Source organism: Dellaglioa algida (assembly GCF_030127605.1).
Classification (GTDB): Bacteria; Bacillota; Bacilli; order Lactobacillales; family Lactobacillaceae; genus Dellaglioa; species Dellaglioa algida.
Map to the genome: position 1 here is coordinate 171,560 of NZ_JANXLE010000001.1, position 24,691 is coordinate 196,250.

At 36.0% G+C, this 24,691-nt stretch carries 22 protein-coding genes; 9 read left to right on the forward strand and 13 right to left on the reverse strand.

The features are described from left to right. Positions 1-35 precede the first annotated feature (35 nt). The 7 genes from N0K73_RS00750 to N0K73_RS00780 all read right to left on the reverse strand — a co-directional run bounded on the left by N0K73_RS00750 (position 36) and on the right by N0K73_RS00780 (position 8,415). Positions 36-1,016: a LacI family DNA-binding transcriptional regulator gene (locus N0K73_RS00750; protein WP_112250912.1), complete on the reverse strand. Its 981-nt coding sequence runs from the start codon at positions 1,014-1,016 to the stop codon at positions 36-38. A gap of 108 nt (positions 1,017-1,124) precedes the next feature. Beyond that, on the reverse strand, positions 1,125-2,489 hold the full coding sequence (locus tag N0K73_RS00755) for an MFS transporter (protein ID WP_112250917.1): 1,365 nt from the start codon (positions 2,487-2,489) through the stop codon (positions 1,125-1,127). 247 nt (positions 2,490-2,736) lie between these two features. Next, positions 2,737-3,519: an alpha/beta hydrolase gene (locus tag N0K73_RS00760; RefSeq protein ID WP_112250919.1), complete on the reverse strand. Its 783-nt coding sequence runs from the start codon at positions 3,517-3,519 to the stop codon at positions 2,737-2,739. Further along, positions 3,519-3,878, reverse strand: a complete 360-nt coding sequence (locus N0K73_RS00765; protein ID WP_112250921.1) for a hypothetical protein — start codon at positions 3,876-3,878, stop codon at positions 3,519-3,521. The genes N0K73_RS00760 and N0K73_RS00765 overlap by 1 nt, the downstream gene beginning before the upstream one ends. Before the next feature lie 143 nt (positions 3,879-4,021). After that, on the reverse strand, positions 4,022-4,891 hold the full coding sequence (locus N0K73_RS00770; protein WP_057974725.1) for a sulfite exporter TauE/SafE family protein: 870 nt from the start codon (positions 4,889-4,891) through the stop codon (positions 4,022-4,024). Positions 4,892-5,053: 162 nt separating this feature from the next. Continuing rightward, a complete protein-coding gene (locus N0K73_RS00775; protein ID WP_112250923.1) occupies positions 5,054-6,493 on the reverse strand; it encodes a 6-phospho-beta-glucosidase in 1,440 nt (479 codons plus the stop codon). A 2-nt stretch (positions 6,494-6,495) separates the two neighbouring features. After that, positions 6,496-8,415, reverse strand: a complete 1,920-nt coding sequence (locus N0K73_RS00780; RefSeq protein WP_112250925.1) for a beta-glucoside-specific PTS transporter subunit IIABC — start codon at positions 8,413-8,415, stop codon at positions 6,496-6,498. A gap of 188 nt (positions 8,416-8,603) precedes the next feature. Between N0K73_RS00780 and N0K73_RS00785 the strand changes: the two genes are divergently transcribed. Beyond that, on the forward strand, positions 8,604-9,308 hold the full coding sequence (locus tag N0K73_RS00785) for a GntR family transcriptional regulator (RefSeq protein ID WP_112250927.1): 705 nt from the start codon (positions 8,604-8,606) through the stop codon (positions 9,306-9,308). Positions 9,309-9,388: 80 nt separating this feature from the next. Here N0K73_RS00785 and N0K73_RS00790 read toward each other — a convergent pair whose 3' ends face one another. After that, entirely contained in the window at positions 9,389-10,543 is a 1,155-nt protein-coding gene (locus tag N0K73_RS00790) for a YhgE/Pip domain-containing protein (protein ID WP_284068592.1), read from the reverse strand. A 171-nt stretch (positions 10,544-10,714) separates the two neighbouring features. Here N0K73_RS00790 and N0K73_RS00795 point away from each other — a divergent pair, with 171 nt between their 5' ends. From N0K73_RS00795 to N0K73_RS00805, 3 genes are all read left to right on the forward strand, one after another. Beyond that, positions 10,715-11,356 (forward strand): TetR/AcrR family transcriptional regulator, encoded by a 642-nt coding sequence (locus N0K73_RS00795; protein ID WP_225416500.1) that lies wholly within the window; start codon positions 10,715-10,717, stop codon positions 11,354-11,356. A 311-nt stretch (positions 11,357-11,667) separates the two neighbouring features. Beyond that, on the forward strand, positions 11,668-11,907 hold the full coding sequence (locus tag N0K73_RS00800) for a hypothetical protein (protein ID WP_057974727.1): 240 nt from the start codon (positions 11,668-11,670) through the stop codon (positions 11,905-11,907). Positions 11,908-11,925: 18 nt separating this feature from the next. Further along, the gene (locus N0K73_RS00805; RefSeq protein WP_057974728.1) at positions 11,926-13,341 is read left to right on the forward strand and encodes a glycoside-pentoside-hexuronide (GPH):cation symporter; all 1,416 of its coding nucleotides are present in this window, start codon (positions 11,926-11,928) and stop codon (positions 13,339-13,341) included. Between the two features lie 44 nt (positions 13,342-13,385). On the opposite strand, the gene N0K73_RS00810 is transcribed toward N0K73_RS00805, so the two are convergent. Together N0K73_RS00810 and N0K73_RS00815 are read right to left on the reverse strand one after the other, a co-directional pair. Beyond that, positions 13,386-13,979, reverse strand: a complete 594-nt coding sequence (locus N0K73_RS00810) for a YdeI/OmpD-associated family protein (RefSeq protein ID WP_112250931.1) — start codon at positions 13,977-13,979, stop codon at positions 13,386-13,388. Between the two features lie 19 nt (positions 13,980-13,998). Next, the gene (locus N0K73_RS00815) at positions 13,999-14,670 is read right to left on the reverse strand and encodes a YoaK family protein (protein ID WP_057974730.1); all 672 of its coding nucleotides are present in this window, start codon (positions 14,668-14,670) and stop codon (positions 13,999-14,001) included. A gap of 178 nt (positions 14,671-14,848) precedes the next feature. On the opposite strand from N0K73_RS00815, the gene N0K73_RS00820 reads away from it, so the two are divergent. After that, the gene (locus N0K73_RS00820) at positions 14,849-16,699 is read left to right on the forward strand and encodes an FAD/NAD(P)-binding protein (protein ID WP_112250933.1); all 1,851 of its coding nucleotides are present in this window, start codon (positions 14,849-14,851) and stop codon (positions 16,697-16,699) included. Positions 16,700-16,757: 58 nt separating this feature from the next. On the opposite strand, the gene rbsK is transcribed toward N0K73_RS00820, so the two are convergent. Then, on the reverse strand, positions 16,758-17,669 hold the full coding sequence (gene rbsK / locus N0K73_RS00825) for a ribokinase (protein WP_112250935.1): 912 nt from the start codon (positions 17,667-17,669) through the stop codon (positions 16,758-16,760). 157 nt (positions 17,670-17,826) lie between these two features. On the opposite strand from rbsK, the gene N0K73_RS00830 reads away from it, so the two are divergent. Both N0K73_RS00830 and N0K73_RS00835 read left to right on the forward strand, forming a co-directional pair. Beyond that, positions 17,827-18,237 (forward strand): peptide deformylase, encoded by a 411-nt coding sequence (locus N0K73_RS00830; protein ID WP_112250937.1) that lies wholly within the window; start codon positions 17,827-17,829, stop codon positions 18,235-18,237. A 201-nt stretch (positions 18,238-18,438) separates the two neighbouring features. After that, complete coding sequence (locus N0K73_RS00835; protein WP_112250939.1) at positions 18,439-19,080, forward strand: phosphatase PAP2 family protein; 642 nt, start codon at positions 18,439-18,441, stop codon at positions 19,078-19,080. Positions 19,081-19,210: 130 nt separating this feature from the next. On the opposite strand, the gene thiD is transcribed toward N0K73_RS00835, so the two are convergent. Beyond that, positions 19,211-20,026, reverse strand: coding sequence for a bifunctional hydroxymethylpyrimidine kinase/phosphomethylpyrimidine kinase (gene thiD / locus N0K73_RS00840; protein WP_112250941.1), 816 nt, complete (start codon positions 20,024-20,026; stop codon positions 19,211-19,213). A gap of 263 nt (positions 20,027-20,289) precedes the next feature. Here thiD and N0K73_RS00845 point away from each other — a divergent pair, with 263 nt between their 5' ends. Together N0K73_RS00845 and N0K73_RS00850 are read left to right on the forward strand one after the other, a co-directional pair. Further along, positions 20,290-22,161 (forward strand): pyridoxal phosphate-dependent decarboxylase family protein, encoded by a 1,872-nt coding sequence (locus tag N0K73_RS00845; protein WP_112250943.1) that lies wholly within the window; start codon positions 20,290-20,292, stop codon positions 22,159-22,161. A 72-nt stretch (positions 22,162-22,233) separates the two neighbouring features. Further along, positions 22,234-22,926 carry a DUF554 family protein gene (locus tag N0K73_RS00850; RefSeq protein WP_112250945.1) on the forward strand — a complete coding sequence of 231 codons (693 nt, stop codon included), beginning with the start codon at positions 22,234-22,236 and terminating at the stop codon, positions 22,924-22,926. Positions 22,927-23,496: 570 nt separating this feature from the next. Here the strand turns inward: N0K73_RS00850 and trpS are convergent. Then, positions 23,497-24,513: a tryptophan--tRNA ligase gene (trpS, locus tag N0K73_RS00855; protein ID WP_112250947.1), complete on the reverse strand. Its 1,017-nt coding sequence runs from the start codon at positions 24,511-24,513 to the stop codon at positions 23,497-23,499. Between the last annotated feature and the right edge of the window lie 178 nt (positions 24,514-24,691).

Here is a 24,691-nt window from a genome sequence, read left to right on the forward strand (position 1 = left end):
GGTTGTCATTTACTTTAAATAAAAAACGTGCTTATTTACGCCGTTTCCCCTTTATACAATTGAACTGGTAATACAACCTGCATAGGTGTCTCTTTTCCTTCAATTTTTTTCATCAAAATATCGACAGCCGTGTTGGCCATGAGTTCAATTGGTTGGACAATTGTTGTTAATTCTGGCTTAAACAACCTAACAACGTCCGTCCCATCGTAGCCAACAACAAGCAAATCCTCCGGTACCCGTTTACCATATTCTCTGGCTATCTTTATAATTAAACTGGCATCTGTATCATTTGAGGCAAAAATACCGTCCACTCGTTTAAGATCCTCAAAAATCCCCTTAATTACTTTTGTTTTCTCTGCTTCCGTCCAATTAAAATCAATCGTGTACGTTACCGCTGGCAACCCATGTTCACTCATTATTTGTTCGTAGGCTCTACGTCTATCCCGAGCAGGTGTCTCCAAGTCATAAGGACCGTTGGTATGAACAATCGATGTTGCTCCATGTTCCAATAATAGTTCTGTTGCCATCTTACCACCCTTATAATTATCGGAAGAAACAACTGGAATATCACCATTCATAATTCTATCAATTGCGACAATCGGTAAGTTCGTATTATGATACTCTTCAATGTCTTCATTATGGGCACCCACGATCAATCCATCCACTTGATTAGCCATCAATTTGCGTAAATAACTAACTTCTTTTTCTGGATCATTTTTTGAATTTCCTATAAGTACCTTGTAACCCTTATTAAAAAGTTGCGTCTCCAATTGATAAGCCAGCTGTCCGAAAAAAGGATTCGCAATTGTTGGAAAAATTAAACCAATTAATTTTGTTTCTTTGCTAAACAACTGTCTAGCAACGTCATTTGGCTGATAATTTAACGTTTTCACGGCATCACGAACTTTTTTAACCGTCTTTTCACTAAGGTACCCCCTGTTATTTAGTACCCTAGATACAGTCGTTTTAGAAACGCCCGCTAATTCAGCGACATCATCAAGTTTTGGATTTTGCATTTATTTACTCCTAAGTAGTCTAATTTAAGTTAAGTTGTTACCGCTTAACTTTATGTACTCCTAGTTTAACATAAAACGCCCAAAACCCTGATGTTCTGTATTAATTTTCTATGCCATATCTTGTTTAGCTAATTCTGCCCTAACTTTATCCTCATTCTTTTCAAATTTACCATAGAAAAACATGGGAACTGATGCAAGAATAAATAGAATGGCTGGAATCCAGACAAAACTTAAATTAATTCCTAATAGAGACTGACTTGTTTGTGTGTGATTAGGAATATACCCAAAGAATTGCATCACTTGTGAAGGAATAAATCCGCCAATCCCACTACCCGCTTTGACACAGAATGCACTTCCGATAGCCGTTAAAAAGCCACTTGCTCTGATACCTGTTTTCCATTGACCAAAATCAACCGCATCGGCTAACATTAAGAATGGCATGGCAGCTGCAACACCTGTTCCAATTGATCCTAAACAATATAGAACAACAACCCATACTTGATTACTTCCAACTACCTGAAGCAACATATTACAAAGTGCACCCATTAAAAGTGCTCCAATTAAAACTGTTCGTTTATTTGTTCGTTTAACTAATAAGGGAATTGATACCATCCCTATAACTGCCACGACGGACAACGATCCCGCAACGGCCACCAATGATTTTGCATGAATGTTGTACTGGAAATAGTAAATCATGCCGGAACTCCTGACAGTTGTCCCTATCCAATAAAGTAGGTTAGAAATTACCAACAAAATCCAAGGCCAATTACTTTTGGTTGCCTTAACACTTTGTCTCAGTGAGATTGATTTCGTAATGGTCGTATTAATTTCTCGTAAATTTAAAAAGGCAATTAAGAACGCAATTATTGAAACGATACCCAATGCAATCATTGTGTATGAAAATCCTCTTTGGTCGTTACCTTGACCTAGTATCTGTACCAATGGTAAAACAACCCCATTAGCAACCAGTAACCCAACATTTCCACCTACCATTCGGTATGAGTTCAATACCGTTCTTTGATCTGAATCATTCGTTAAATTAGGTAGGATCGACGTCATCGGTGTGCTAATCCCAGTATATAAAATCCCCGCAATGACGTAGACGACCGACGCATAAATAATTTTGGACGACCCCGACAGATTAGGTGTTGTAAATGTTAACCATGTAAAAAATGCAAACGGAATACAGAGCCATAAAAAGTACGGCCGACTTTGTCCCCATTTCGTGTGCGTATGATCAATTAGAAATCCCCAAATTGGTGCATCAAACATATCAACGCATCGCGTCACTAACAGGATAGTTCCCGCTACACCAATCCCAATTCCAAAAACATCTGTGTAAAAATAGAGCAGATACGTACTAATACTGACGAATAAAATGTTACCCCCAAAATCCGTTAGCGAATAACTGAGTTTTCGGAAAAGTGGTATTTCTTCAACTTGGTTTAGACTTGCGTCTACTTTATTTTCCATTTTATTTACCCCATTCTATTATTTAATAAACGTTACATTCCAATTAAAATAGCAATTGCCTGGTTCAAATAGTTTCAGCATTAGGAAAGCGCTTTCCTAATGAATAACCAAATTATATACTGGTTATATTTTTATGTCAACCGGTTGTCACAATTAATTTTAAGAACGTTGTACTATTATTTATTTCAAAAAAAATAAACCTGACGGTCCTCTATAATTAAGAAGGCCTTTCAGATTTACTCATTATTTATTTTTTAATATTTTCAGCCAAAAAGTTTAATATATCAGGTTTCACAGATTCTAGATAACCCTTGGCATGCTCTGATCCAGTCATAAATCGTGTCGTTACGGGAACGTTCAACTGTGTTAAACGTTCCGCGAATTTAAGGACACCACTGTTTGGAACAAACTCATTTAAAGAGTTCGCTAAAAACATTGGTCCGGTCGTTTCCGTAATTTTATGATAGGGTGTTGCAGCACTTGCCAAGGTTAAATCACCATTCAGGTAGTTCAAACTAAACCATTTATAGAACGGGTCATTGGCTCCATCTTGATTAATGCCAGCCGTTTTTTGTAATACATCTAAATCTTTCGTTTGATTTTGAGCAGCAACAACATGTTGATGCAATTGTAACCACTCATCAAAGTCTAAAATACCGGATAAGGAAATAGCAGGGAATCCATATTTAATACCCATTTCAACTGACATATTGCCGCCGGCAGAAGAGCCCAAAACAGCAATATTATCTGCTAACTTTTGTTCTTGCAACCACTCAACCAACTGATCCATATCATCCAAAGGTGCTGGATAAGTATTCTCCGGTCCAATTCGGTAATTTGGTGCAACTACTAAATAGCCTTTTTCACCAAGAAACTCGCCAATATCCGACTCAGTTTTTTTATCGCCACGGAACCAACCACCGCCATGAATATCAACGACGGTCCCAATGATATCGCCGGTTGGTTTATATATATCAAGTGTTAACTCGGCTTTATCGCCATATTTAATATCATATTTAACGTCAATCATTAGTCATTAGCTCCTAGTTCTTTAATCACTAGAATCTGAGCTAATAAATCATCTTTTGCTTTTTCGTAATCATTCAAGTTATCTTGAGTCGTAAATTTTGAATAAAAAGCATCCAACCCGTTCGCTGCAAACTCATATTCAAAAACATAGAGACGATCATAGGCATCCGTAAACTTAACTAACGTTTCGTGTTGTTTGCCGGACAATTGTAACGCCAATTGGATTGTACGGAAGTCAGTGTATGCCAACTCGAATTGAACTGCCCATGCACGCATAAAGTCATGTTTAGCAATAATATGCAGATAATGATGCTCTGCCGTCCACTGTAATTTATCTAACGAATTTTTTACATCTATCATATTAGAATCCCCCTATTGATACATCATTTTTAATCCACATACAGTGTAACTAAAAAATGTTTTCATAACCAATATTTCGACTCCATTCGTTTAAAAATAATCCCGTACATATGCATTAATTAACCCATCATACCTGCTTTTTATTAATCGATTAATTTAGCTTTCTTATTTCCTAAATGTAAACTATATGCGGAATATAGTAGCACCACAATAACGATCCACTGAATTACACTCGTATCAATACTTTTTACTAAAAATACGGCAATTAAAACACCAATAATACCAAAAACAGAAAATAACGTTATTTTTCTTGAATATTGATCTAATTTTATAAATTGCATACTTCCGATTGGCAATGAAAATGCGCATCCACCCATCATGATTGGAAATGCAGAAATTGGATCCATCCCCATTGCATAGACGGTTGCCATCGTTAAAGAAAATGAGCCAATCCCAATGTTATTCAAAGCGCCATAAACGAATAATAAAAACCCGGTTACGACTAACTTCCAACCGAATAATTCCGTCGCCGTTCCATTTGCAGAAATCAATCCAATTTTACCCGCAACAATCAACATCGTCGCAACAAGTAGCCCGACAATAACAAATGTTCTAATCGTATTTTCAGGTAATTTAACAACAAATCTAGGCCCAATGTAAGCCCCAATCACTTGGCAAACGATACAAACTAGTAACGTTTTAATACCAACATTAACCGTCGTGATATAAGCCAATGACATAACAAAAATAGGAATAACATCCTGTGCATTTAATGTTCCCGGTAATTTTTTCATTGAAACCCACTTAGCTTTTGGAAATATTGCAGTTGATATGGCAAAATCTGAAATACCGAATGTAGAAAAGAAAAAGATAACTATTTGTGATATTGGCGTCCAAATTGGGTTTGCCGGTTCTTTCATTACATCTGCTTTATGTTTTAATAAATCACGTATAAAAAAATAAATAAAAGTAAAATTAACAATAATAATAGCGATAATTAATAGTTTTTGCATTCTTAACTCTCCCTGTTCAACCGTATTTCTTAGATTTTTACGGAAAATATAATTTTATCGAATAATCTATTTTATACTATATATTCGTCCCTTTAAAGACCAAAAAGCTAAACACCAATGTAAAAATGGTGTTTAGCTTTTTATTAATTCTCTATTAATTTTTTAAAGAGTCTCTCCATTTGTTTCAATTACGTTCTTATACCAATCAAATGAGTCTTTTTTATACCGTTTCATCGTTCCTTTTCCCTCATTATCTCGATCAACATAAATCATCCCATAACGTTTTTTCATTTCCCCGGTTGTAAACGAAACTAGATCAATAATTCCCCATGGTGTATAACCCAAGACCTGTACACCATCGTAATCAACTGCTTTCTCGATAGCTTGAATATGTTCCTTGATATAATTCACACGTTCAGAATCATGAATTCTATGATTTTCTTCAAGTGTATCAATTGCGCCAAACCCATTTTCAACAACGAATAAAGGTAATTGATAACGATCATACAAGCGATTTAATGTATATCGCAATCCATCTGGGTCAATTGCCCAACCCCAATCACTGGATTTAATATATGGGTTAGGGACACCGTTGGGCAATCCGCCATTTACAACATTGCCCAGCTGGTCCGCCTTAGCGTCGGCTTTAACGACCGTTGACATATAGTAACTAAAACCTATGTAATCAACCGTTCCAGCCTTCAATATTTCCAGGTCGCCTTCTTGAATGCCAATATTGTAGTTATGACGTTCGAATTCTTTTAACGCATACCTTGGATATTCACCGCGTACGTGAACATCGGGGAAAAAGAAACGTTGGTGCATCGCTTCTTCGGCGGCCATAATATCCTCGGGGTCACACGAATAAGGATAGATTGGTACATGTGAGACCATACATCCTATTTCAAAATTAGGATTAATTTTTTTTCCCTCAATAACAGCTTTGGCACTCGCCAAAAGTTCATTATGCGCTACCTGATACATAACTTCTTTGGGATTTTCATCTTTGTTGACGATAACTCCTGAATTGGTCCATAAAAAAATAGGATTATTCGTATCCATTTGATTATTAATTTCATTAAATGTCATCCAATATTTTACTTTTGATTGATAACGTTCAAAACAAACTTTCGCAAAATTTTCAAAAAAGCCAATTAATTTACGATTTCTAAAGCCACCATATTCTTTAGCTAAATGAAGTGGCATTTCAAAATGAGATAACGTAATTACTGGTTGAATACCTTTTTTTAGTAACTCATCAAAAACATCATCATAAAATTGTAATCCGGCCTCATTAGGTTTGCTCTCATCACCCATTGGGAAAATACGCGACCATGCGATAGACGTCCGTAGACACTTTAATCCCATTTCGGAAAATAGTTGAATATCTTCTTTATAGTGGTGATAAAAATCAATTGCCTCATGATTTGGATAAAATTTATCTGTCTCTACAGTTTCCGTAATTTCTCGTGGAACACCATTTGCACCTGCAGTCATGACATCAATGACACTTGGACCCTTACCATCAGCATCCCAACCGCCTTCAAATTGGTGAGCCGCTAGTGCGCCACCCCATAAAAAATCTTTGGGTAATTTAGACATTATTATTTTCCTCCTTTAGGAATTAATTCCATAATTGGTTCTCCGTGATGGATCTCATTCTGTGTATAAGCAATAACGTCTTCATAATCATCTGAATTCGTCACAATTACTGGCGTCACTACTGAAAACCCTGCTGCTTTTATTTTTTCTTGATCAAATTCAACAAGTAAATCACCCATTTTTACATAATCTTGGTCTTTAACTTGCGTTGAAAAATATTTTCCTTTTAACTCGACAGTATCCATTCCAATATGAATTAAAACTTCCACGCCGTCATCAGCTTTTAACCCGATAGCATGCTGAGTATCTGTGGTCATGACAATCTGGCCATTAAACGGTGCGTATATCTTATTATCCGTTGGATCAACAGCAACACCTTTGCCCATTGCGCCGGAAGCAAAAACTTCATCTTTAACTTCAGTTAGCGCAATTACTTTTCCTGTTACAGGGCTGTTAACAACTCCTGGTGCATTTATTATTGGTGCACTTAGAACTGGCGCTACCTTAGTTGGCGCATCGTCTAACTGCGCTTCCATAGTTGCGACCTCACTAACTGTTTCACCTGTGCCAAATATTTGGACTAGCATCACCGAACCAATAATGGCAACACTACATCCAATTACCATTCCAATAAATGAACTTGGAATCTTGGGACTAATTGCATTTACGATTGTTAACAAACTTGGTAATCCAGCATAGGCAAAGTAATTAGAGTTAAAGAAACTCGTAATTAATGCACCTACAGCTCCTGAAATACACCCAAAAATAAATGGTTTTTTAAATCTTAATGTAACACCATAAATTGCTGGTTCTGTAATCCCAAATAATCCTGTAATAAATGCTGAAAGTGAGATGTTTTTCAATTCTTTATTTTTAGATTTAATAAATACGCCTAGAACAGCACCAACCTGTGCAACAACGGCGATTGTTTGGAAAGCTTGAAACGAATCCATACCGTTCATTTTAAAGTTGGCCATAACCATTGGCGTCACTCCCCAATGAATACCAAAAATAACAAGTACTTGCCAGAAACCACCAATAATCACACCTGCTAAAGGTGGTGCAACAGTAACTAAGTAGTTATACCCTTTGGCAATTCCTTCAGCTCCAAGAGAAGAAAGTGGACCAATAATTAAAATAGTCAATGGAACCATAATCAATAAACATAATAATGGCACAACAAGTTCTTTTATAATTTCGGGAACTTTTTTATTTAAGAATCTTTCAAGATAAGATAGAATCCAAACTAAAAATAGAGGTGGTAATACTGATGACGTATAAACAGTCTGAGAGAGTGGGATTCCCATAAAGTTGATACTTGTTCCATTCGCAATTGTTCCCGCCATTTCGGCCCACGTAGGACTAACTAATGCCGCACAACATGCAACAGCGATTAATGTATTTGTTTTAAAATGTTTAGACGCTGTTATAGCAATGAATATGGGTAAGAACGTAAATGGTGACCATGAAATAAAACTTAAAACCTGATATGTGCCACTTTTTGGGAAACTTGGCATGACCAAAGTAATTAATATTAAGATTCCTTGAATAATACCTGCCGCTGCCAATATGTAAACAAAGGGGGCAAAAACGGCGGACATCGTTGCAATAATTCGATTCATTATACTCATTTTTGGTGCTTCTACTTCTTCCACTTCAGAAGAGTCAATTAATGCCGAAAATGCATCGTAAACCTCACCAACGTGTGGTCCAATAACGACTTGGAATTGTCCACCACTCTCAACGACGGTGATAACACCCGCCATTGCTGATATCTTTTCTTTAGCATCTGCTGGAACTTCATGTAATACCAATCTCAATCTTGTCGCGCAATGAGTTGCTCCGGCTAAATTAGTTTCACCACCAACTGCTTCTAAAATATCTGTTGCCAACTTTGTATAATCTCTAACCTTACTTGCCATATTTTCTCCTCCTCAGATAAAATAAATTTAAAAGCCAATGTATCCCCTTACAAAAACTTTTGTATATGTACATATTAATTGTGCACGTACAATTTGTCAACGTTTTTTTGTAACCCTTTTCATCTAGATGTACAAGGCAGATACATTGTTATACAATGAAGTTCACAGTATTTTTATGGAGGAATAACATGTTAAAGTATCAAGAAGTTGCCGATCGAATCGAACTTGCGATTAAAAATAAAAAATTAAGTCAGGGAACGCGACTCCCAAGTTTAAATGAACTTATCTTAAAATATGATGTCAGTAAGACAACTCTCGTAAAAGCACTCACGACATTAGAAGATAAGGGCATTATTTATCAGGTTCAGGGTAGTGGGATTTTCGTACGTCGCCAAAAAAGAGACGGGTATATTGCTCTAATGACCAACATGGGATTCACCAAAGATTTAGAAAATAATAAACTATCGACAAAAGTAATCGATTTAAGAATCGAAATGCCCAACGCCGAAGTGGCAAGAGAATTAAATTGCGCGCCCGGCGAAGAAGTTTATTTTATAAAAAGAATTCGTTACGTTGACAATAATGTACTCTGCATCGAACAATCATATTTTCGAAAAAAAATTGTTCCTTATCTTAACAAAGAAATTATTAGTGAGTCCATATTTAATTATCTGACGGAAGTCCTAAAATTAAAAATAGGTTTTTCTGATAAATATTTGCGAACCGATATTCTTAAAGAAGCAGAAACAAAACTTCTAGAACTACCAAAAAAGTCACCAGGTCTCTACATTGATGAACTATTTTACACAGCAAGCGGTGAACCATTTGACCTTTCTCAGACCATTTATAATTATAAACATGCTAATTTTTTTATTCAAAGTGGTCAGAAATAACTCGTTTATCATAACTAAAAACCCAAAGTAATCACCTATAAAAAGTGACTACTTTGGGTTTTCGTTTCATTAAGGTTACTCTATTTAGCTTCCATAACTTTGATCTTCTCATTAATTTCTCGTTCAACTTTTCGATGTTTAGGTGAAAAACCTTCGGCAAAGAATAAAATTCCACCAATTATTAACACATAAGTTAATCCGACCGTTGAACTATTCCAGAATGAAGCACCATAGTAGAGGATACTGCGGCCGCCATCATACAAGAAACGCATTGGCAACCATGGGAGAACCCAATCTTGATAGAACTGAGGTACCAATGGTTGAGCCATTGCAAGCAACGGAATTGAGAAGAAAAGTAAGAGGACAGACACAATGACACCCGGGAAGCCAATCCATGTTAGTACTCCTGAGAACAACATAATAAAGGCAAAACTCGTGAATGATAAGAATGCCGCAATCGTCATAAAGTGTGTGAAATTAAATCCTAGTATCCAAGTCGCATATGTGGCCGTTGCAAACCCGGTTAAGATTGCGAGCGCAATTGCCGAAATAATGAATGATGATTTAAAAGAGAATTTGTGTTTCATTGATTTAAATTCCTTCGTATTTCCAGCGTAAAATAGTAACAAACTAATAACCATGCTAGCAATCCAAACAGGTTGGAAAAATGAACTGTTTGCTGATGTTAGCCCCTTTGTTGAATGTCTAACTGTCGTCTTCACCGTGATAGGATTATTCAATTTCAATGCAGTAACGGCTGGGACACTGATATTTGCCTTAGCCATATTCGTTAAAATACCGGCCGAAATACCACCACCTATTTTTGTCACAATTGTTGATAACGTTGACCCCAATGTTGTTGCCAGTTGGGCATTCTTCGCTTCATTTGTCACAACAGTAACGTTAGCAACCTCTTTTGAAGTTGGATCAACTAATTTGCCAAGTGAAGAGGAGAAGTTTTTTGGAATCACGATAGCAGCATAATATTGTTGTTTATCCATCGCTTTTTTAAGGTCTTTATCACTCTTAACAATGTGCCAATCTAACGCTTTATTTTTACTATCCATTAAATTTCCAACAATTTTATTTCCTTGCTTACCGTCATCTTCATTGACAATAGCCACCGGAACATCCTTGAGCTCTGATTTAACAGATGGAATTTGCATCACAACCATGATGAATGTTAACAAGATTGAAACTAAAATGGCAAAACCTAAAAATTTATTTTTAAACATAAGATTATTCCTTCTTTCTTTGAGTGAGCACTCAATCAATTACAACTATGATTATAACCCGTTTCAAAGTTTAGTCAACCCTAACTTTAAAATAATAAACGCCAAAATAATAAGTTCGCCATTTGTTATCGCTGCCAATTGTGTCATAATAATAATAGCGATAGGATGGTGATGATTATCAAAAAGTCTGAATTAAAGCTATATGCCAACTCGGATTTATTCAAAGATATCACGGACAAACAGATGCAAATTTTAATTGCCTCAATCGAATTATTCTCAGAAAAAGGTTATGCAAACACAAGTACAAAAGAAATTGCCAAAAAGGCTGGTGTAGCCGAGGGAAACATTTTTAGTAAATATACCAATAAACGGGGGCTACTAGACGCAATTATTACGCCGGTTATTAAATCAATTTTGCCATCAGCGATGCAAGACTTATTGGATGAGTCTATGGATCCTTCTAACCTAACTTTAGATTCGTTAATTCGGCCATTATTAAAAAATCGAATTATCTTCCTACAAGAAAATGCTAAAGTTCTCAAAATATTTATTTCAGAATTACTCTATGACAAATCTGTGGTAACCCAATTACTAGAAAATGCACCTGCCCCATACTGGACGGCAATTAACACAACAATTGATGCGTTAAAAGAGAAAAAGTTAATTGTTAATTGGGATAATCTTGAAATTCTCAAAATAATCTGGTCAATTATCGGAGGAATTGTTCTAGGTTACCTTTTATTTGACCAACCACTAACAAAAGAAAGTACCGACCATTCAACTGATGCCCTGATTAATGCACTTAGCATCTAATCACATAACATAAAAAATAAGGAACAGGGGGAGTCTTCTCGACTCTCCCTGTTCCTTATTTTAATAGTCTCATTAAATTGTTATTTTGTTCAAGTAACCCCTCCGTTACTTTGTTTAAAAAGATATTTTCGGCACAAACTTGATCATAAATATACTTATTTTAAATTTCCAAGTATAAAGCGTTTACATTTTAGTAAAAGTTTAGTAAAATGTATTTGTTAACTAAACGAATGCGATTACATTGTTAACGCACAGTATTATTACAGCAATTATTTTATCAAAAATCTATTATATAGAAAGAGGTTATTAGAATGAACACGAATAAATTAACGATTGAAGCTGAACGATTTGCTGCCGCAATTATTGCCGGAAATCCTAAGCAAACAAACGAAGATAACAAGGTGTATATCAAGCGTCAACTAACGTTATACCTTGAATCAGTTTTGTTGGTTAATGATTTTAACTCTTTGGAAGAAAACCAATTAGGCTCTGCTAAAGAAAAACAACGTCAAGATATTTTAGACAAGATCATCGAACATCGATATAACTAATTAGAGGGGGTTAAACAAATGAAAAATTCTAAAGATATTAAGCAATATGCTTCATATGCATTTGGTGCCTTTGGCCATGATGCCTTTTACGCAACTCTTAGCACTTATTTTATGATTTTTATTACAAGTCAATTATTCGTTACAAAGGATGCTGGATTCAACGCCAAGATGATTGGTTATGTTACAACTGTAATGGTTGTTATCCGTATCGTTGAAATTGCATTTGATCCATTAATTGGTGGTGTTATTGATAATACACGTACTCGTTGGGGGAACTTTAAACCATGGTTACTAGTTGGTTCAATTGTTAGTTCAATTGGTTTAATTATTATTTTCACTGACTTTGGTGGTTTAGCAACGAATAGTCCTTATCTTTACTTAATTCTTTTTGCAATTGTATATATCATTTTAGATAGTTTCTATTCATTTAAAGATATTTCATTCTGGTCAATGTTGCCTGCCTTGAGTGTTGAATCAGAAAAACGGACTAAATTTGGGACTATTGCCCGTTTTGGATCAACATTAGGTGCTCAGGGTGTTATTATCGTTATCGTACCAATCGTTGTCTTCTTTTCAAAAATATTCTCAGGCACTCAGGGTAACACACAAACAAAAGCTGGTTGGTTAGGCTTTGCTGTCGTTATCGGTTTAGTTTCATTTTTAGGTGCTTTAGCAACTATCTTAGGAACTAAAATTGAAAAAAATGCTATTCGTGAAAACACTGAAAAGGTTCGTTTCCGTGATGTTTTCAAAGTTATTGGTAAAAATGATCAATTAATGTGGTTATCATTATCATATTTCTTATTCGCTTTTAGTTACGTTATTACAAATTCACTTTTGATTTACTACTTCAATTACATTTTAGGTAGTGCTGCAGCCTTTACAATTGTTGGGGTTCTAACAGCAGTCTTAGGAATTATTTCAGTTTCACTGTTCCCAACTTTAGTTGCGTTAGTTCACCGTCGTGCCATTTACTTAGGCGGAATCGTAGTTATGTTATTAGGTTATATTCTCTTCTTATTCGCCGGCACTAACCTTATCGTTGTCTTAATTGCTGTTGGGTTATTCTTCTTCCCATACCCACTTGTTTTCTTAGCAGCATTAATGACAATTACTGATAGTGTTGAATATGGCCAATTGAAGAGTGGTACACGTAATGAATCTGTTACCTTAGCTGTTCGTCCTTTATTGGATAAATTAGCTGGTGCCTTCGCCAATGGTGTTGTTGGTTTTGCCGCAATCCATGCTGGTATGACAGGTAGTGCTAAGCCCAGTGATATTACATCAAGTGGTCTATGGCAATTCAGAATGTACATGTTCTTTATTCCTATGGCATTGATGGTTGTTGCTGCTTTAATCTTTATGGCAAGGATTAAATTATCTGAGGCTAAACATGAAGAAATTGTTAAAGAATTACAAAAGAAATTAAAATAATATAAAAAAGAACGATCAGATGAAAATCTGGTCGTTCTTTTTGTCTAATCGTTAAGTCCTTTACCATCAAGGATTTTAGGAATATATTTAATAATTCTCGCTTCTCGCGTTTCTGTTCGTTTTGCGTCTGCGAAGTAGCGAGCGTACGTTTTTTGACGTCCCGGTGTTAAAGTTTCAAAAAACTCTTCTAACTCTGGCATTTCGTTCATTTTTTTCTGAAATTCAATTGGTAAGACCAGTTCAGTTGGTTTACCCTTAGGCACTTTTAACCCTGCCTTTTCGGCTGCAATTGCTTTTTGAATGTAGTCACTAATCTCTGACTTTAAATCAATCACTTCTTTTAAATTATGAAATCTAATCTGACGTCCTACCTCAGTATTTTCGCCCGTTTTGATTAAAATACCTTTCCCATCATCGATCAACGTTCCTTTCAAGAAAAGTAACGCCATATATTCTTTAAATCCTTGAATTAAGACAACATTTTTGCCATTCAACGTGTAGCAAGGTTTACCCCATTTGAGCTCTTCCACTAAACCTGTTTCAAGTGAAAGTTCTCTTAATTGTGTCATTTCTTCTTTCCAGTGCGTTGCTTTTTCTAAATATAAATCTACTTTTGGGTTCTTTTTAATTTCTGTCATTATCTCAACCTCTTTATTTTTATAATTTTTTATCTGGATTTAGCTGTAGTCCAATTAACGAACACAATAAGAAAAACGCAGCCAGTAAAATAGTTTTAGTGCCCATTATTGGTACCAAAGCACCCATGGAAGTCGCCCCAAAAAGAAACGCTAGAACAACACCCAACATACGCCAACCTTTTGTTAGAGCAATCACGTTGCCCTTAATAAAACCATCGTAAAAGCTCTCGGCCATTGTTCTTAAGTTACCTGTCATCATGAACGACGTAAATGGTCCCCCATTAATCTGTCTAAATTCCTGAAGTTGCGCGGCCGCAACCATTGAAACAATTCCCGTTGATAATTGAGTTGGCCAGCTCTTCGGAATAAAGGCGACTACGACTAACAAAATTGCTTCAAGACCAATCACAAATTTTTGTCGCTTATTAATCGTATCTTCTTCTTTAAATCGATGTTGGAGGTTTCTAGTTATGATAATGCCAATCATAAATGCAAAAATTGAAATGAGATGATCAAAAATAGATCCCCATTCCCCTTGCCCTAAACTGACACCCAGTATGATTAAATTTCCGGTTTGCATTCCAGAAAAGACCCCATCATGCACCAAATATGTATATGCATCAAATCCACCACCAGCGAATATTAATCCGGCAAATAGTAGTCTGTCTATTAGCGACATTGGTTTTTTCATTAAATCCTTCTTTCAGTTTCTACATAAATTCTTCTTTCAATTTTAAGTATACTAAATTATCAAAAGTTCACAAGAATATCCAACTCATTTTTTTAATATTTACAATCATATCAAGCGCTTTTTTAAACTTTTAAGCTTATAATGAAGTTAGTTTTTACATACAAGGGAGATTACTTTTATGCATTTAGCCATTATTGGAGCCGGACCACGAGGCATGGTTACACTTGAACGTCTTATTGCTTGGCAACGAGCAGAGCATTCGAATACACCACTCACAATTGATTTGTACGACCCGCATGGCATTGGGGGCCGTGTATGGACGCCTAAACAACCTCATGAGTTAATCATGAATACGGCGGCTCAACAAATTAGCTTATTTTATGGAACAAGTGTCAATTCTACTGGACCCATCATTACGGGCCCTAACATTTTTGAATGGGCTCAAACCGAGGCCCACGATTTTATTGAAAAAAATAACTATTCAGCGGATTTTTTAACCGAAATTGCCCATTTAAATCCAAATGATTATGCAACACGGGCTCTATTTGGTATTTATATTCAATGGTATTACGCTGAATTAATTAAGCATACGCCTAAAAATGTTAACATTAACGTTAATAAAGTTACTGTTACACAAATTTCAAAAAATGCTAATCATTTTGAAATTATGACTGCCTTACCTTCAACTGACACTGTTGATTATGTTGTCATGTCTTTAGGTAATCTCGAAAATGAATTATCCAAGGAACAACAAAAGTTTGATTCATTTGCGACAGAAAACAACTTAACTTATGTCTTACCTGGTTTCCCAAACGAAACAGAACTTGACCATATTACTCAAGACGACACTGTTATTTTACGTGGCTTAGGTCTAAGTTTCTTTGACATGGTGTCACGACTAACCATTGAACGTGGTGGCCGTTTTAAACAATTAGATAATGGTCAATTAACCTATCTAGCAACTGGCAAAGAGCCCCATATTGTCGCAGGATCACGCCGTGGATGGCCATACCATGCGAAAGGTGATAATCAAAAAGCACCTGGTGAAGAATCACAAGCGCATTTCTTAACGGCAGCTAAAATGGCAGTCTTCATGGAAAATGGCTCAGTACCTTTCGCCGAATTTTGGAACTTACTGAGTCATGAAGTTGAGTACCATTATTATTCATTACTTGTCGTAGAAAAGTACCCAGAAATAGAATTAACAAAGTTCCAGCTGGCCTTCTTAAGACAACCTGAAGAAACAGTTAAACGGTCAATTATTGCCGAATCTGATAGGTTTAACTGGGACCATTTAGGCAATCCAATGACTAAGAAACCCAATGCAGATTTCAAAACGATCATGTTAGAACACCTGCAAAACGATGCAGCGGACGCCAGAATGGGCACGAAAACTGGTCCATTAACGAGTGCTCTTGAAGTTTTACGAGATTTACGTCTTCCAGTAAGGCAGCTGGTTGATAACCGTCTCTTAAGCGATGATGAATATCTAACCGACTTCTTAGGTTGGTTTAACTCATTAAACAATTTCTTAACAATTGGGCCACCATCAATTCGTATCGAACAATTACGAGCACTCGTTGATGCTGATATTGTTACAATGTTAGAACCAGGAATGACTGTTGATACTAATGATCATCAATTTGAAACATATAGCGCAAATGCGCCTGAGCAACGTTATCTAGCAACCACTCTAATCGAAGCAAGAGTACCCGCCGTTCACGCAACGACAGCGACAAGTCCTCTAATGAAACAGTTGCTTGAGACAAGAATTGCCAATCCTTTAGTTTTGAATCCAACTAAAGGTACTCCGGTAATAGATGGAGCCGTCAATGTTGACCCTATTAGTAATCTACTATTAGACGAAAATAAACGACCACAACCCGGTTTATACTTCTGGGGAGTTCCCACAGATGGCGTTCATTGGTTAACGGCCGCAAGTCCAAGACCTTTTGTAAATGATGTCAGTCTACGCACTGCCAATGATATCGTGAAAGATATTTTTGAAAAAGAATCAAATAAAAAATAATAAAAAAAGTGGCCTATATTCCATTTCACAATGGAATATAGGCCACTTTTTAATTCACTTATCCTGCTAAAATATCTTTCGCGTAGGGAATCGAATTTTGAGCACCTTTTATTTGAACGGCTAATGATGAAGCTTTGTTTGCATAGGTCATTGCTTCTTCAAGATTACTGTAATCTAATTCAAGTTTAGAACTTAATGCACCAATAAATGTATCACCGGCAGCTGTTGTATCTGCGGCCTTAACTTTAAAGGCATTAACAAATCCCGATTGTTCTGATGTCGCATAAAAAGATCCTCGATCACCCACCGTGATAATAACTGCTTTAACACCCATTTTAAAGAACTCTTTAGCACTAGCCTCCATTGAAGCTTCGTCAGTCACTTTAATTCCCGTAATTATCTCAGATTCTGTTTCATTAGGGACAATCATATCCGTCACTGACAACAAATCATCCGGAATATTTTTGATTGCTGGTGCCGGATTTAAAATTGTTTGAACATCATTTTCACGTGCAATTTTAAAAGCCTCAATCACGGAAGGAATTGGCACTTCAAATTGAGCAACAATTCTATCAACCGCTTTAATGCTATCCTTAGCAGCCTGGATATCTTCATTTGTTATGTCCTGATTCGCGCCACCATAGATTAAAATACTATTTTGACCATTCTCATCAACCATAATATATGCCTGACCAGTTCCCGCAGTTTCTGACGTAGTAACGTGATCAATATTCATACCGTCCTCTTTGAACGTATCTAACATAAAATTAGCGGCACCTTCATGCCCAACTTTACTAATAAATGTCGTTTCTGCTCCTGATCGAACAGCTGCAATTGCTTGATTAGCACCTTTACCGCCGCCGGCCACGGCCATCGAATTCATTGCCATCGTTTCACCCGGTTGTGGGAAACGCTGGACATTCAAAATTGTATCTACATTAGTTGAGCCTAAAATAATCACTTTTTTCATTTCACTTTCCCCTCATCCGTCAAATCAATTTTTATATTTTCATTTTACCGATAAATCAAAATTTACTCAAATATATTGAAGCTAATAATCGATATTTGATAGCTTATCTGTAAAAGGTTATGATGGAATCATTAATCTACTGTTCAAAGGAGAAAATATGATAAAACCCATTATGCATGATGAACTATTTCTTGCCCAAAAAGCTGAGCCCGCATCAAATTCAGATGCATCCATTATAACTGATTTACTGGATACTTTGGACGCTAATAAAGAGGTTTGTGTTGGTATGGCTGCCAATATGATTGGCGTGAATAAACGAATTATCGTCTGTCAATTTGGTGCACTAAACGTTCCACTTATTAACCCTAATATCACAAAAAAATCAGGCCGTTACAACGTTAAGGAAGGCTGTCTCTCATTGGTTGGAGAACGCCCAACACAACGATACGATATGATTACTGTTGATTATTTAGACAAGTCTTTTCATCCCCAAACACAAAAATTTTCTGGATGGATGGCGCAAATCATTCAACACGAAGTTGATCATTGTGAAGGCCTTATTATCTAAATCAACTATTTTTAACCACGCATATATCATTATGAATGTTAATAATCGTTAAAGAAAAAATCGTTTGTAAATATAAACTGACTCGCAGTGGTAGTATGATATTTGTTCATAAATAGTTTAATTTAAGATCAAAAAGAAACGATTGATCACCGGTTTAATTATTTATAATCAATACTTTATACAAGGGACTGAACAGTAAGTATGGAAAATAGACAGAATAAGTGGTTGGTATCCGGAATTATTGGCTCGTTATTATTTATCGGATTGGCAATTTCAGTTAGTATTCAATCTAACTGGTTAATAACCGTCGACTTTAAATTACAAACGTTAATAAGTAGTCTCGTTAATCCAGGTTTGACTAAGTTTTTTTCATTAATTTCGATCACTGGTAGTCCAATATTTGTGATTGGAACAGCATCCTGTTTAATGTTGTTTTTTACTTATCGCCATGATATTTATAGTGCTTCCTTCTTAGGATTTGCCTTAATTGGCGGGGACGCTCTTGCATTTATTACCAAAGAAGTTATTCAACGCCCTCGACCAACGCAAAGATTAGTGGCAGAATCTGGATTTAGCTTCCCTAGCGGCCACGCGATTGGCTCAACAATCTTAGTTATCATGATTTTTATAATTATTATTCCTAAAATTAAAAGCCAAAGGTTAAAACTAATAACTCAATCACTAGCCATTGTTTGGCTTATCATCATTATTTTTTCAAGAGTATACCTAAGAGCACATTTCCCATCCGATATCGTAGGTGCTTTAATCTTAGGCGTTTCATGGGTTAGTTTGCTTCAATTCGTCTATTTAAACGATAGTCCTTTACTATTAAGCAAAAAATAATTATTCACTCCAATAATAAATAACTATTTTTTCACTATTAAGCACTTAAATTCAAAAAAAGAGCACCTTACCTTAGCAATAATTAGCTTACGGTAAGATGTTCTTTTTAGTTATAATAAATATCTTTAATTTAATTATTTAATCGATAAGCTGCGTGATATAACGGACCCACGTACTCATTAAAAGCGAATCCAGATCTAATTCCAGCGGTTACAAATTCTTTCGCTTGATAGACAGATTCTTTTACCGACAATCCATTCGCCAGACCGGCAGTTACTGCCGCCGCAAATGTACAACCGGCACCATGATTATATGCCGGCGAAATTTTGTCTGTTTCCAACACCTCAAAGTTGGCGCCATCATAGAATAAATCAATGGCCTTTTCGCCTTCTAATGCTTTACCACCTTTAACGATAACATTTTCAGCACCCAATTCATGAATTTTAATGGCTGCCTGCTTCATATCATCAAGTGATTTCAAAGTCCCCAATCCCGATAAAACGCCCGCTTCAAATAAATTGGGCGTTGTCACCGTGGCAATCGGAATCAATAAATCACGAATTGCATCAGCTGCTTCAGGATTAAGCACCTCATCCTCACCCTTGCAGACCATAACGGGATCAATCACAACATTATTAATTTTTTTTGATAAAATATTTTCGCGTGCGACTTCTGTAATGGCTACACTTCCAAGCATCCCAGTTTTCATTGCCGCAATCTCACCGCCGGCACCCGTAGTCTTCAATTGAGCTTTGACCAACCCAGAATCCATTACCGTAACATTATGTGACCAATTTGTATCCGGATCCATCGTCACAATAGACGTCAGTGCAACCATTCCATAAGTGCCAAACTCTTCAAACGTCTTTAAGTCGGCCTCCATGCCCGCACCACCACTTGCATCACTACCAGCAATTGTTAATACTTTAGGGATTATTTTTGTCATGATATTACTCCTTTTTATAGAATTTACGATTTAAAATTAATATGACTCAATTAAAAAAATAAAATTTTATCAATTAAGCAAATTATGTATGCGCTTTATTACCACTCCCTCATGTTACCACCAAAATAAAAAAACACAATAAAAAATTATACCTGCATAATTTTTTATTGTGTTTTTTTATTAATTTTTTATTGAATTTTAAAAAAAAGGTGTTACTATGAAATGGAAGCGCTTCGCAAATAAATATTAAAGGAGTTTTCATTATGAAAAAAAAAGATTTTAAGAATATGGATTTATCGGCATATTTTATCGGCCCCAAAGGCGAAAATGCTGATATTTTTAAAGAATTAACTGAAAAGCTAATTAACGAACACATTGGTTATCGACAAAATTTTAATGCTGAAGATGATAATTCAATTAGCGAGGTTGAAAAAAAGACTCCAGAATTCACCAACGCTGTTACCAACATGAAGGAAACTTTAAATGAGCTATCTAGAAAGATGCGTAGTGGGTCAATCCCTTGGGCAACTGCCGGGCGTTACTTAGCGCATATGGATAATGAAACTCTAATGCCTGCAATCTTAGCCTATAACTTTGCTATTCTTTGGAATGGCAACGGAGTTGCTTGGGCGGGAAGTCCCGTCTCAACATTGATGGAGGAAGAAGTTGGTCAGGATCTCGCCATGTTAAACGGATATAAAGATAATGGTTGGGGATATGTAGCAACTGACGGAACCATTGCTAACATTAGCGCACTATGGATGACTCGAAACGTTGCTTCTATCCCATTTGCCGTAAAAGAAGTTTACCCACAACTCGTTGAAGGCAAGAGCGATTGGGATCTTCAGAACCTCTCAATCAAAGAATGTCTCGATTTATTAGATCAATCTGGCGATAAAAAGAAGGAAGTTAAAGCTCAATCGGCTCGAAGCGGTAAAAATCTTCAAAAATTAGGTAAGTGGCTTGTTCCTTCTACCATGCACTATTCATGGCAAAAAGCATTAGATATCACAGGTATTGGTGAAGATAATCTTATCGTACTACCAGTAGACGAACATTATAGAGTTGATACTGATAAATTAGAAAATATTATTCAAGAAAACGTTGATAATCATGTTCCTATCCTGGGTGTAGTTGCCGTAGTCGGATCAACCGAAGAAGGAGCCATTGATCATGTTGATAAATTTGTAGAAATTCGAGAGAAATTCCGTAAACAAGGTATTGATTTCGCAATACATGTTGACGCAGCATACGGTGGATATGGTAGGACCTTATATATTGATGAAGCAGGAGAATTCATTCCATACGATCAACTTGAAAAAACTTTTAAAGAATATGGCATCTTCACTAAAAACAATCAATTCTTAAAGAAAGATGTGTATAACGCTTATAAGGCCATAGGAGATACCGATTCATGTACTATCGATCCACATAAAGTAGGTTATATTCCTTATAACGCAGGTGGGTTAGCAATCGCCGATACTAGAATGAAGGATACCTTAACTTATTATGCGCCATATGCTTTCCAAGAAGGCGTCGAAGTTCCTGCATCCATTGGACAGTTCACACTTGAAGGATCTAAGGCAACTGGATCCGCAGCAGCCGTTTGGACCGTAGATCGAATGATTCCACTTAATATTTCTGGATACGGTCGCCTTGTTGCCCGCACATTATATGCGGCCCGTCGCTTCCATGATTTCTTTGATGGCCAAAGATTCAGCGTTAACGGAAAAACTGTCATATCTCACGCTGTCTTTGATCCCGATTATAATATGATTGATTGGGTTTATAAAGAAGAAGGTAACAATAGCTTAAAATCTATGAACGATTTAACACAAGCCTTTGCTGATTATACTTCTTCCGTAAAGGGTGGTGACCTTTATAATCTCGATATGTTGACGTCAGATAGTAACTTCAGTCCAGAAACATATGGTTCTGCTCCCGTTAAATTCATTGAATCTTTAGACATATCTGGAAACGAATACTATACGGAAAACAAGCTTGAAATTCTTAGAGCTTCTACTATGTCTCCTTGGGTTTACGACGAAGAGACATTTGATTACTGGGCTCCCCGTATTAAAAAAGCTATTCAAGGAAAATTAGATTTAATTTCTAGAAATGAAAGTGTCCTTTAAACCTACTAATCTTTCTTTTTTATGCGAACCTGTTAAATTCATCATATAAACTAAATAAAGGGATTGATAATTATGTTTGGTAGTCTAATTGGTACTTTTACTGACTCTATAGGGATTATTGTAGCCTCTATTATTGGCAGTTTTATTGGAAAGAAAATGAGCGATAAATATAAAAACGTTTTACTCACGATGCTAGGTTTCATCGCATTCGGTGTTGGTATTCAAAGTATCACCGCGTATATGCCAAAATCGCATTACGCAATTCTCTTTATTATATCTCTTGTTGTTGGTACTACATTGGGAACATGGTGGGATCTAGAAGGTAAGGTAAACAAACTTTCTGCTGGAAAGTCTGAAGGCTTGGGAAAATCTGTTGTAACCGAAGTCATTTTATCTACTCTTGGTGCTTTGCCAATAGTAGGAAGTATCATGGCAGCCACATCCCATGACTTTACCTTCCTGTTTGTTAACGCATCATTAGATTTTGTAATGGTTGTCATTCTTGCCGCAACGTCTGGTATTGGCATGATGATTTGTGCGCCTATCGTTTTTATTTTTCAATTTATAATTATATTAATTGCAACCTTCGGTAGGGGGTTTTTAACGGACCCATTTATCACAGAAATAGCAATTTTAGGTGGGTTCATGGTTGCCGCTTCCGGATTGAGTCTCCTTCAACTAAAAGACTTGAAGGCAACAAATATGATGCCAGCACTCCTTGTTCCAATTGTATTTTTTGCGGGTAAATTAATGTTTAATATTTAATATTTGCGAATAAAATTCAATGACACTGCTCCCAAATTACATTCGTAAAAAGTACATCGAGAAATCCATTACTTAGATAATGGATTTCTTTTTATTTAATAAATAATCCAATTTTAAAAATTGGTAACCGTTATATTTAATGTTTATATTTTTAAGTAGTTCTAAAAATAAAGATAGTACACGGTTAATTAAGAAATTTAAAAACAATTCTTTATTATCACTCGTTCATTCAAGGATTCAAGTGATTGTCTTAAAGATGTTCAAAAAATGTTATATAACTGACAATCATAATTGAAGCAATAACTATCCCCAATTAATACAATCAAAGCTTTCATTATGACCAAAAGTTTAGTATTATTAAGTAAGAGGGGAATTCATTCTTTTGGCTGACCGGCCTTTAAAAGGAAATGAAGTTCCTTTTTTTCGTGTTGCCGCGAGCAAGTATTTTTAAAATAACATACACTAATTAATTGTAAAGTTGATAGGAAAATGCATATACAATTTTAGATTAAAGTCTACTCATTAATTATCATTTTATAATTTACATAACGATAAAAGTTGATGATCAAATTACTTATTAAAATAATTTATTCCCATAGCCGACTTAACTTCTTGAAGCGTTTTATTTGCTCTAACGTTAGCTTTCTCACTTCCCACTCTCAACATCTCATAAACCGCTTCGGGATCCTTAGCATATAATTCTCGTCTAGTTCTAATAGGTAACAAAACTTCATTAAGAACATCAAAAAGATAGTTTTTAAGAGTCACGTCGCCTAACCCACCGCGTTTATAATGCTCTTTCATCTCTTTAATCTTTTCTTTATCTTCCCCAAAAATATCCAGGTACGTGAAAACAATATTGCCCTCTATTTTTCCCGGACTTTCGACATGGACATGATCCGGATCAGTGTAAATTGACATAATTTTCTTACGCAGTGTATCTTCGTCATCAGAAAGATATATTGTATTACCTAAAGATTTACTCATTTTAGCATTTCCATCAAGACCTGGAATTCTTCCCTGTCCTTCTGGTGGAAAAACTCCCTCTGGCTCTACCAATATGTTTCCATACAAACTGTTAACTGATTTAACAATTTCACGAGTCTGTTCTATCATTGGTTTTTGATCGTCGCCTACCGGAATTAATGTCGCCTTAAAGGCCGTTATATCAGCGGCTTGACTAACTGGATATGTTAAAAAACCAGCTGGTATTGACCGATTAAAGTTTTTTTGTTGAATTTCAGACTTAACAGTGGGATTGCGTTCCAAACGTGAGACACTTACCAAGTTCAAATAAAGTGTGTTTAATTCTGATAACGCCGGTATCTGTGATTGAATAAATATAGTCGTTTTTTCTGGATCTAATCCAATCGCCAAGTAATCTAGTGCAACCTGAAGCACACTATTTCTAACTTTTTCGGTATCGCGTGCATTATCTGTCAGTGCCTGTAAGTCAGCAATCATTACATACATATTATACGAATCCTTATTCTGCATCTTTACTCGATTATGAAGTGATCCTACGTAATGACCAATATGCAATTTACCCGTGGGACGATCTCCCGTTAATACAGTTTTTTTCTCCATGATTTATCATCCTTTCTATATAAAAAAAGTCGCACTATTCCATTACGGAATAGGACGACTTTGCCGTGGTACCACCTAAATTGTAGACATAACATCTACCACTTTATTTATTAATATTTAATGAAAATTAACGTACGCATAGACCCAATTCGCTTCTTCGATTCCTCTTTCAGCATGA

What these genes read in the sequence shown, in the direction of transcription:
- N0K73_RS00750 (WP_112250912.1), bottom strand. Translation starts at nt 1,016, where the DNA reads ATGCAAAATCCAAAACTTGATGATGTCGCTGAATTAGCGGGCGTTTCT.
- N0K73_RS00755 (WP_112250917.1), bottom strand. Translation starts at nt 2,489, where the DNA reads ATGGAAAATAAAGTAGACGCAAGTCTAAACCAAGTTGAAGAAATACCA.
- N0K73_RS00760 (WP_112250919.1), bottom strand. Translation starts at nt 3,519, where the DNA reads ATGATTGACGTTAAATATGATATTAAATATGGCGATAAAGCCGAGTTA.
- N0K73_RS00765 (WP_112250921.1), bottom strand. Translation starts at nt 3,878, where the DNA reads ATGATAGATGTAAAAAATTCGTTAGATAAATTACAGTGGACGGCAGAG.
- N0K73_RS00770 (WP_057974725.1), bottom strand. Translation starts at nt 4,891, where the DNA reads ATGCAAAAACTATTAATTATCGCTATTATTATTGTTAATTTTACTTTT.
- N0K73_RS00775 (WP_112250923.1), bottom strand. Translation starts at nt 6,493, where the DNA reads ATGTCTAAATTACCCAAAGATTTTTTATGGGGTGGCGCACTAGCGGCT.
- N0K73_RS00780 (WP_112250925.1), bottom strand. Translation starts at nt 8,415, where the DNA reads ATGGCAAGTAAGGTTAGAGATTATACAAAGTTGGCAACAGATATTTTA.
- N0K73_RS00785 (WP_112250927.1), top strand. Translation starts at nt 8,604, where the DNA reads ATGTTAAAGTATCAAGAAGTTGCCGATCGAATCGAACTTGCGATTAAA.
- N0K73_RS00790 (WP_284068592.1), bottom strand. Translation starts at nt 10,543, where the DNA reads ATGTTTAAAAATAAATTTTTAGGTTTTGCCATTTTAGTTTCAATCTTG.
- N0K73_RS00795 (WP_225416500.1), top strand. Translation starts at nt 10,715, where the DNA reads ATGATTATCAAAAAGTCTGAATTAAAGCTATATGCCAACTCGGATTTA.
- N0K73_RS00800 (WP_057974727.1), top strand. Translation starts at nt 11,668, where the DNA reads ATGAACACGAATAAATTAACGATTGAAGCTGAACGATTTGCTGCCGCA.
- N0K73_RS00805 (WP_057974728.1), top strand. Translation starts at nt 11,926, where the DNA reads ATGAAAAATTCTAAAGATATTAAGCAATATGCTTCATATGCATTTGGT.
- N0K73_RS00810 (WP_112250931.1), bottom strand. Translation starts at nt 13,979, where the DNA reads ATGACAGAAATTAAAAAGAACCCAAAAGTAGATTTATATTTAGAAAAA.
- N0K73_RS00815 (WP_057974730.1), bottom strand. Translation starts at nt 14,670, where the DNA reads ATGAAAAAACCAATGTCGCTAATAGACAGACTACTATTTGCCGGATTA.
- N0K73_RS00820 (WP_112250933.1), top strand. Translation starts at nt 14,849, where the DNA reads ATGCATTTAGCCATTATTGGAGCCGGACCACGAGGCATGGTTACACTT.
- rbsK (WP_112250935.1), bottom strand. Translation starts at nt 17,669, where the DNA reads ATGAAAAAAGTGATTATTTTAGGCTCAACTAATGTAGATACAATTTTG.
- N0K73_RS00830 (WP_112250937.1), top strand. Translation starts at nt 17,827, where the DNA reads ATGATAAAACCCATTATGCATGATGAACTATTTCTTGCCCAAAAAGCT.
- N0K73_RS00835 (WP_112250939.1), top strand. Translation starts at nt 18,439, where the DNA reads ATGGAAAATAGACAGAATAAGTGGTTGGTATCCGGAATTATTGGCTCG.
- thiD (WP_112250941.1), bottom strand. Translation starts at nt 20,026, where the DNA reads ATGACAAAAATAATCCCTAAAGTATTAACAATTGCTGGTAGTGATGCA.
- N0K73_RS00845 (WP_112250943.1), top strand. Translation starts at nt 20,290, where the DNA reads ATGAAAAAAAAAGATTTTAAGAATATGGATTTATCGGCATATTTTATC.
- N0K73_RS00850 (WP_112250945.1), top strand. Translation starts at nt 22,234, where the DNA reads ATGTTTGGTAGTCTAATTGGTACTTTTACTGACTCTATAGGGATTATT.
- trpS (WP_112250947.1), bottom strand. Translation starts at nt 24,513, where the DNA reads ATGGAGAAAAAAACTGTATTAACGGGAGATCGTCCCACGGGTAAATTG.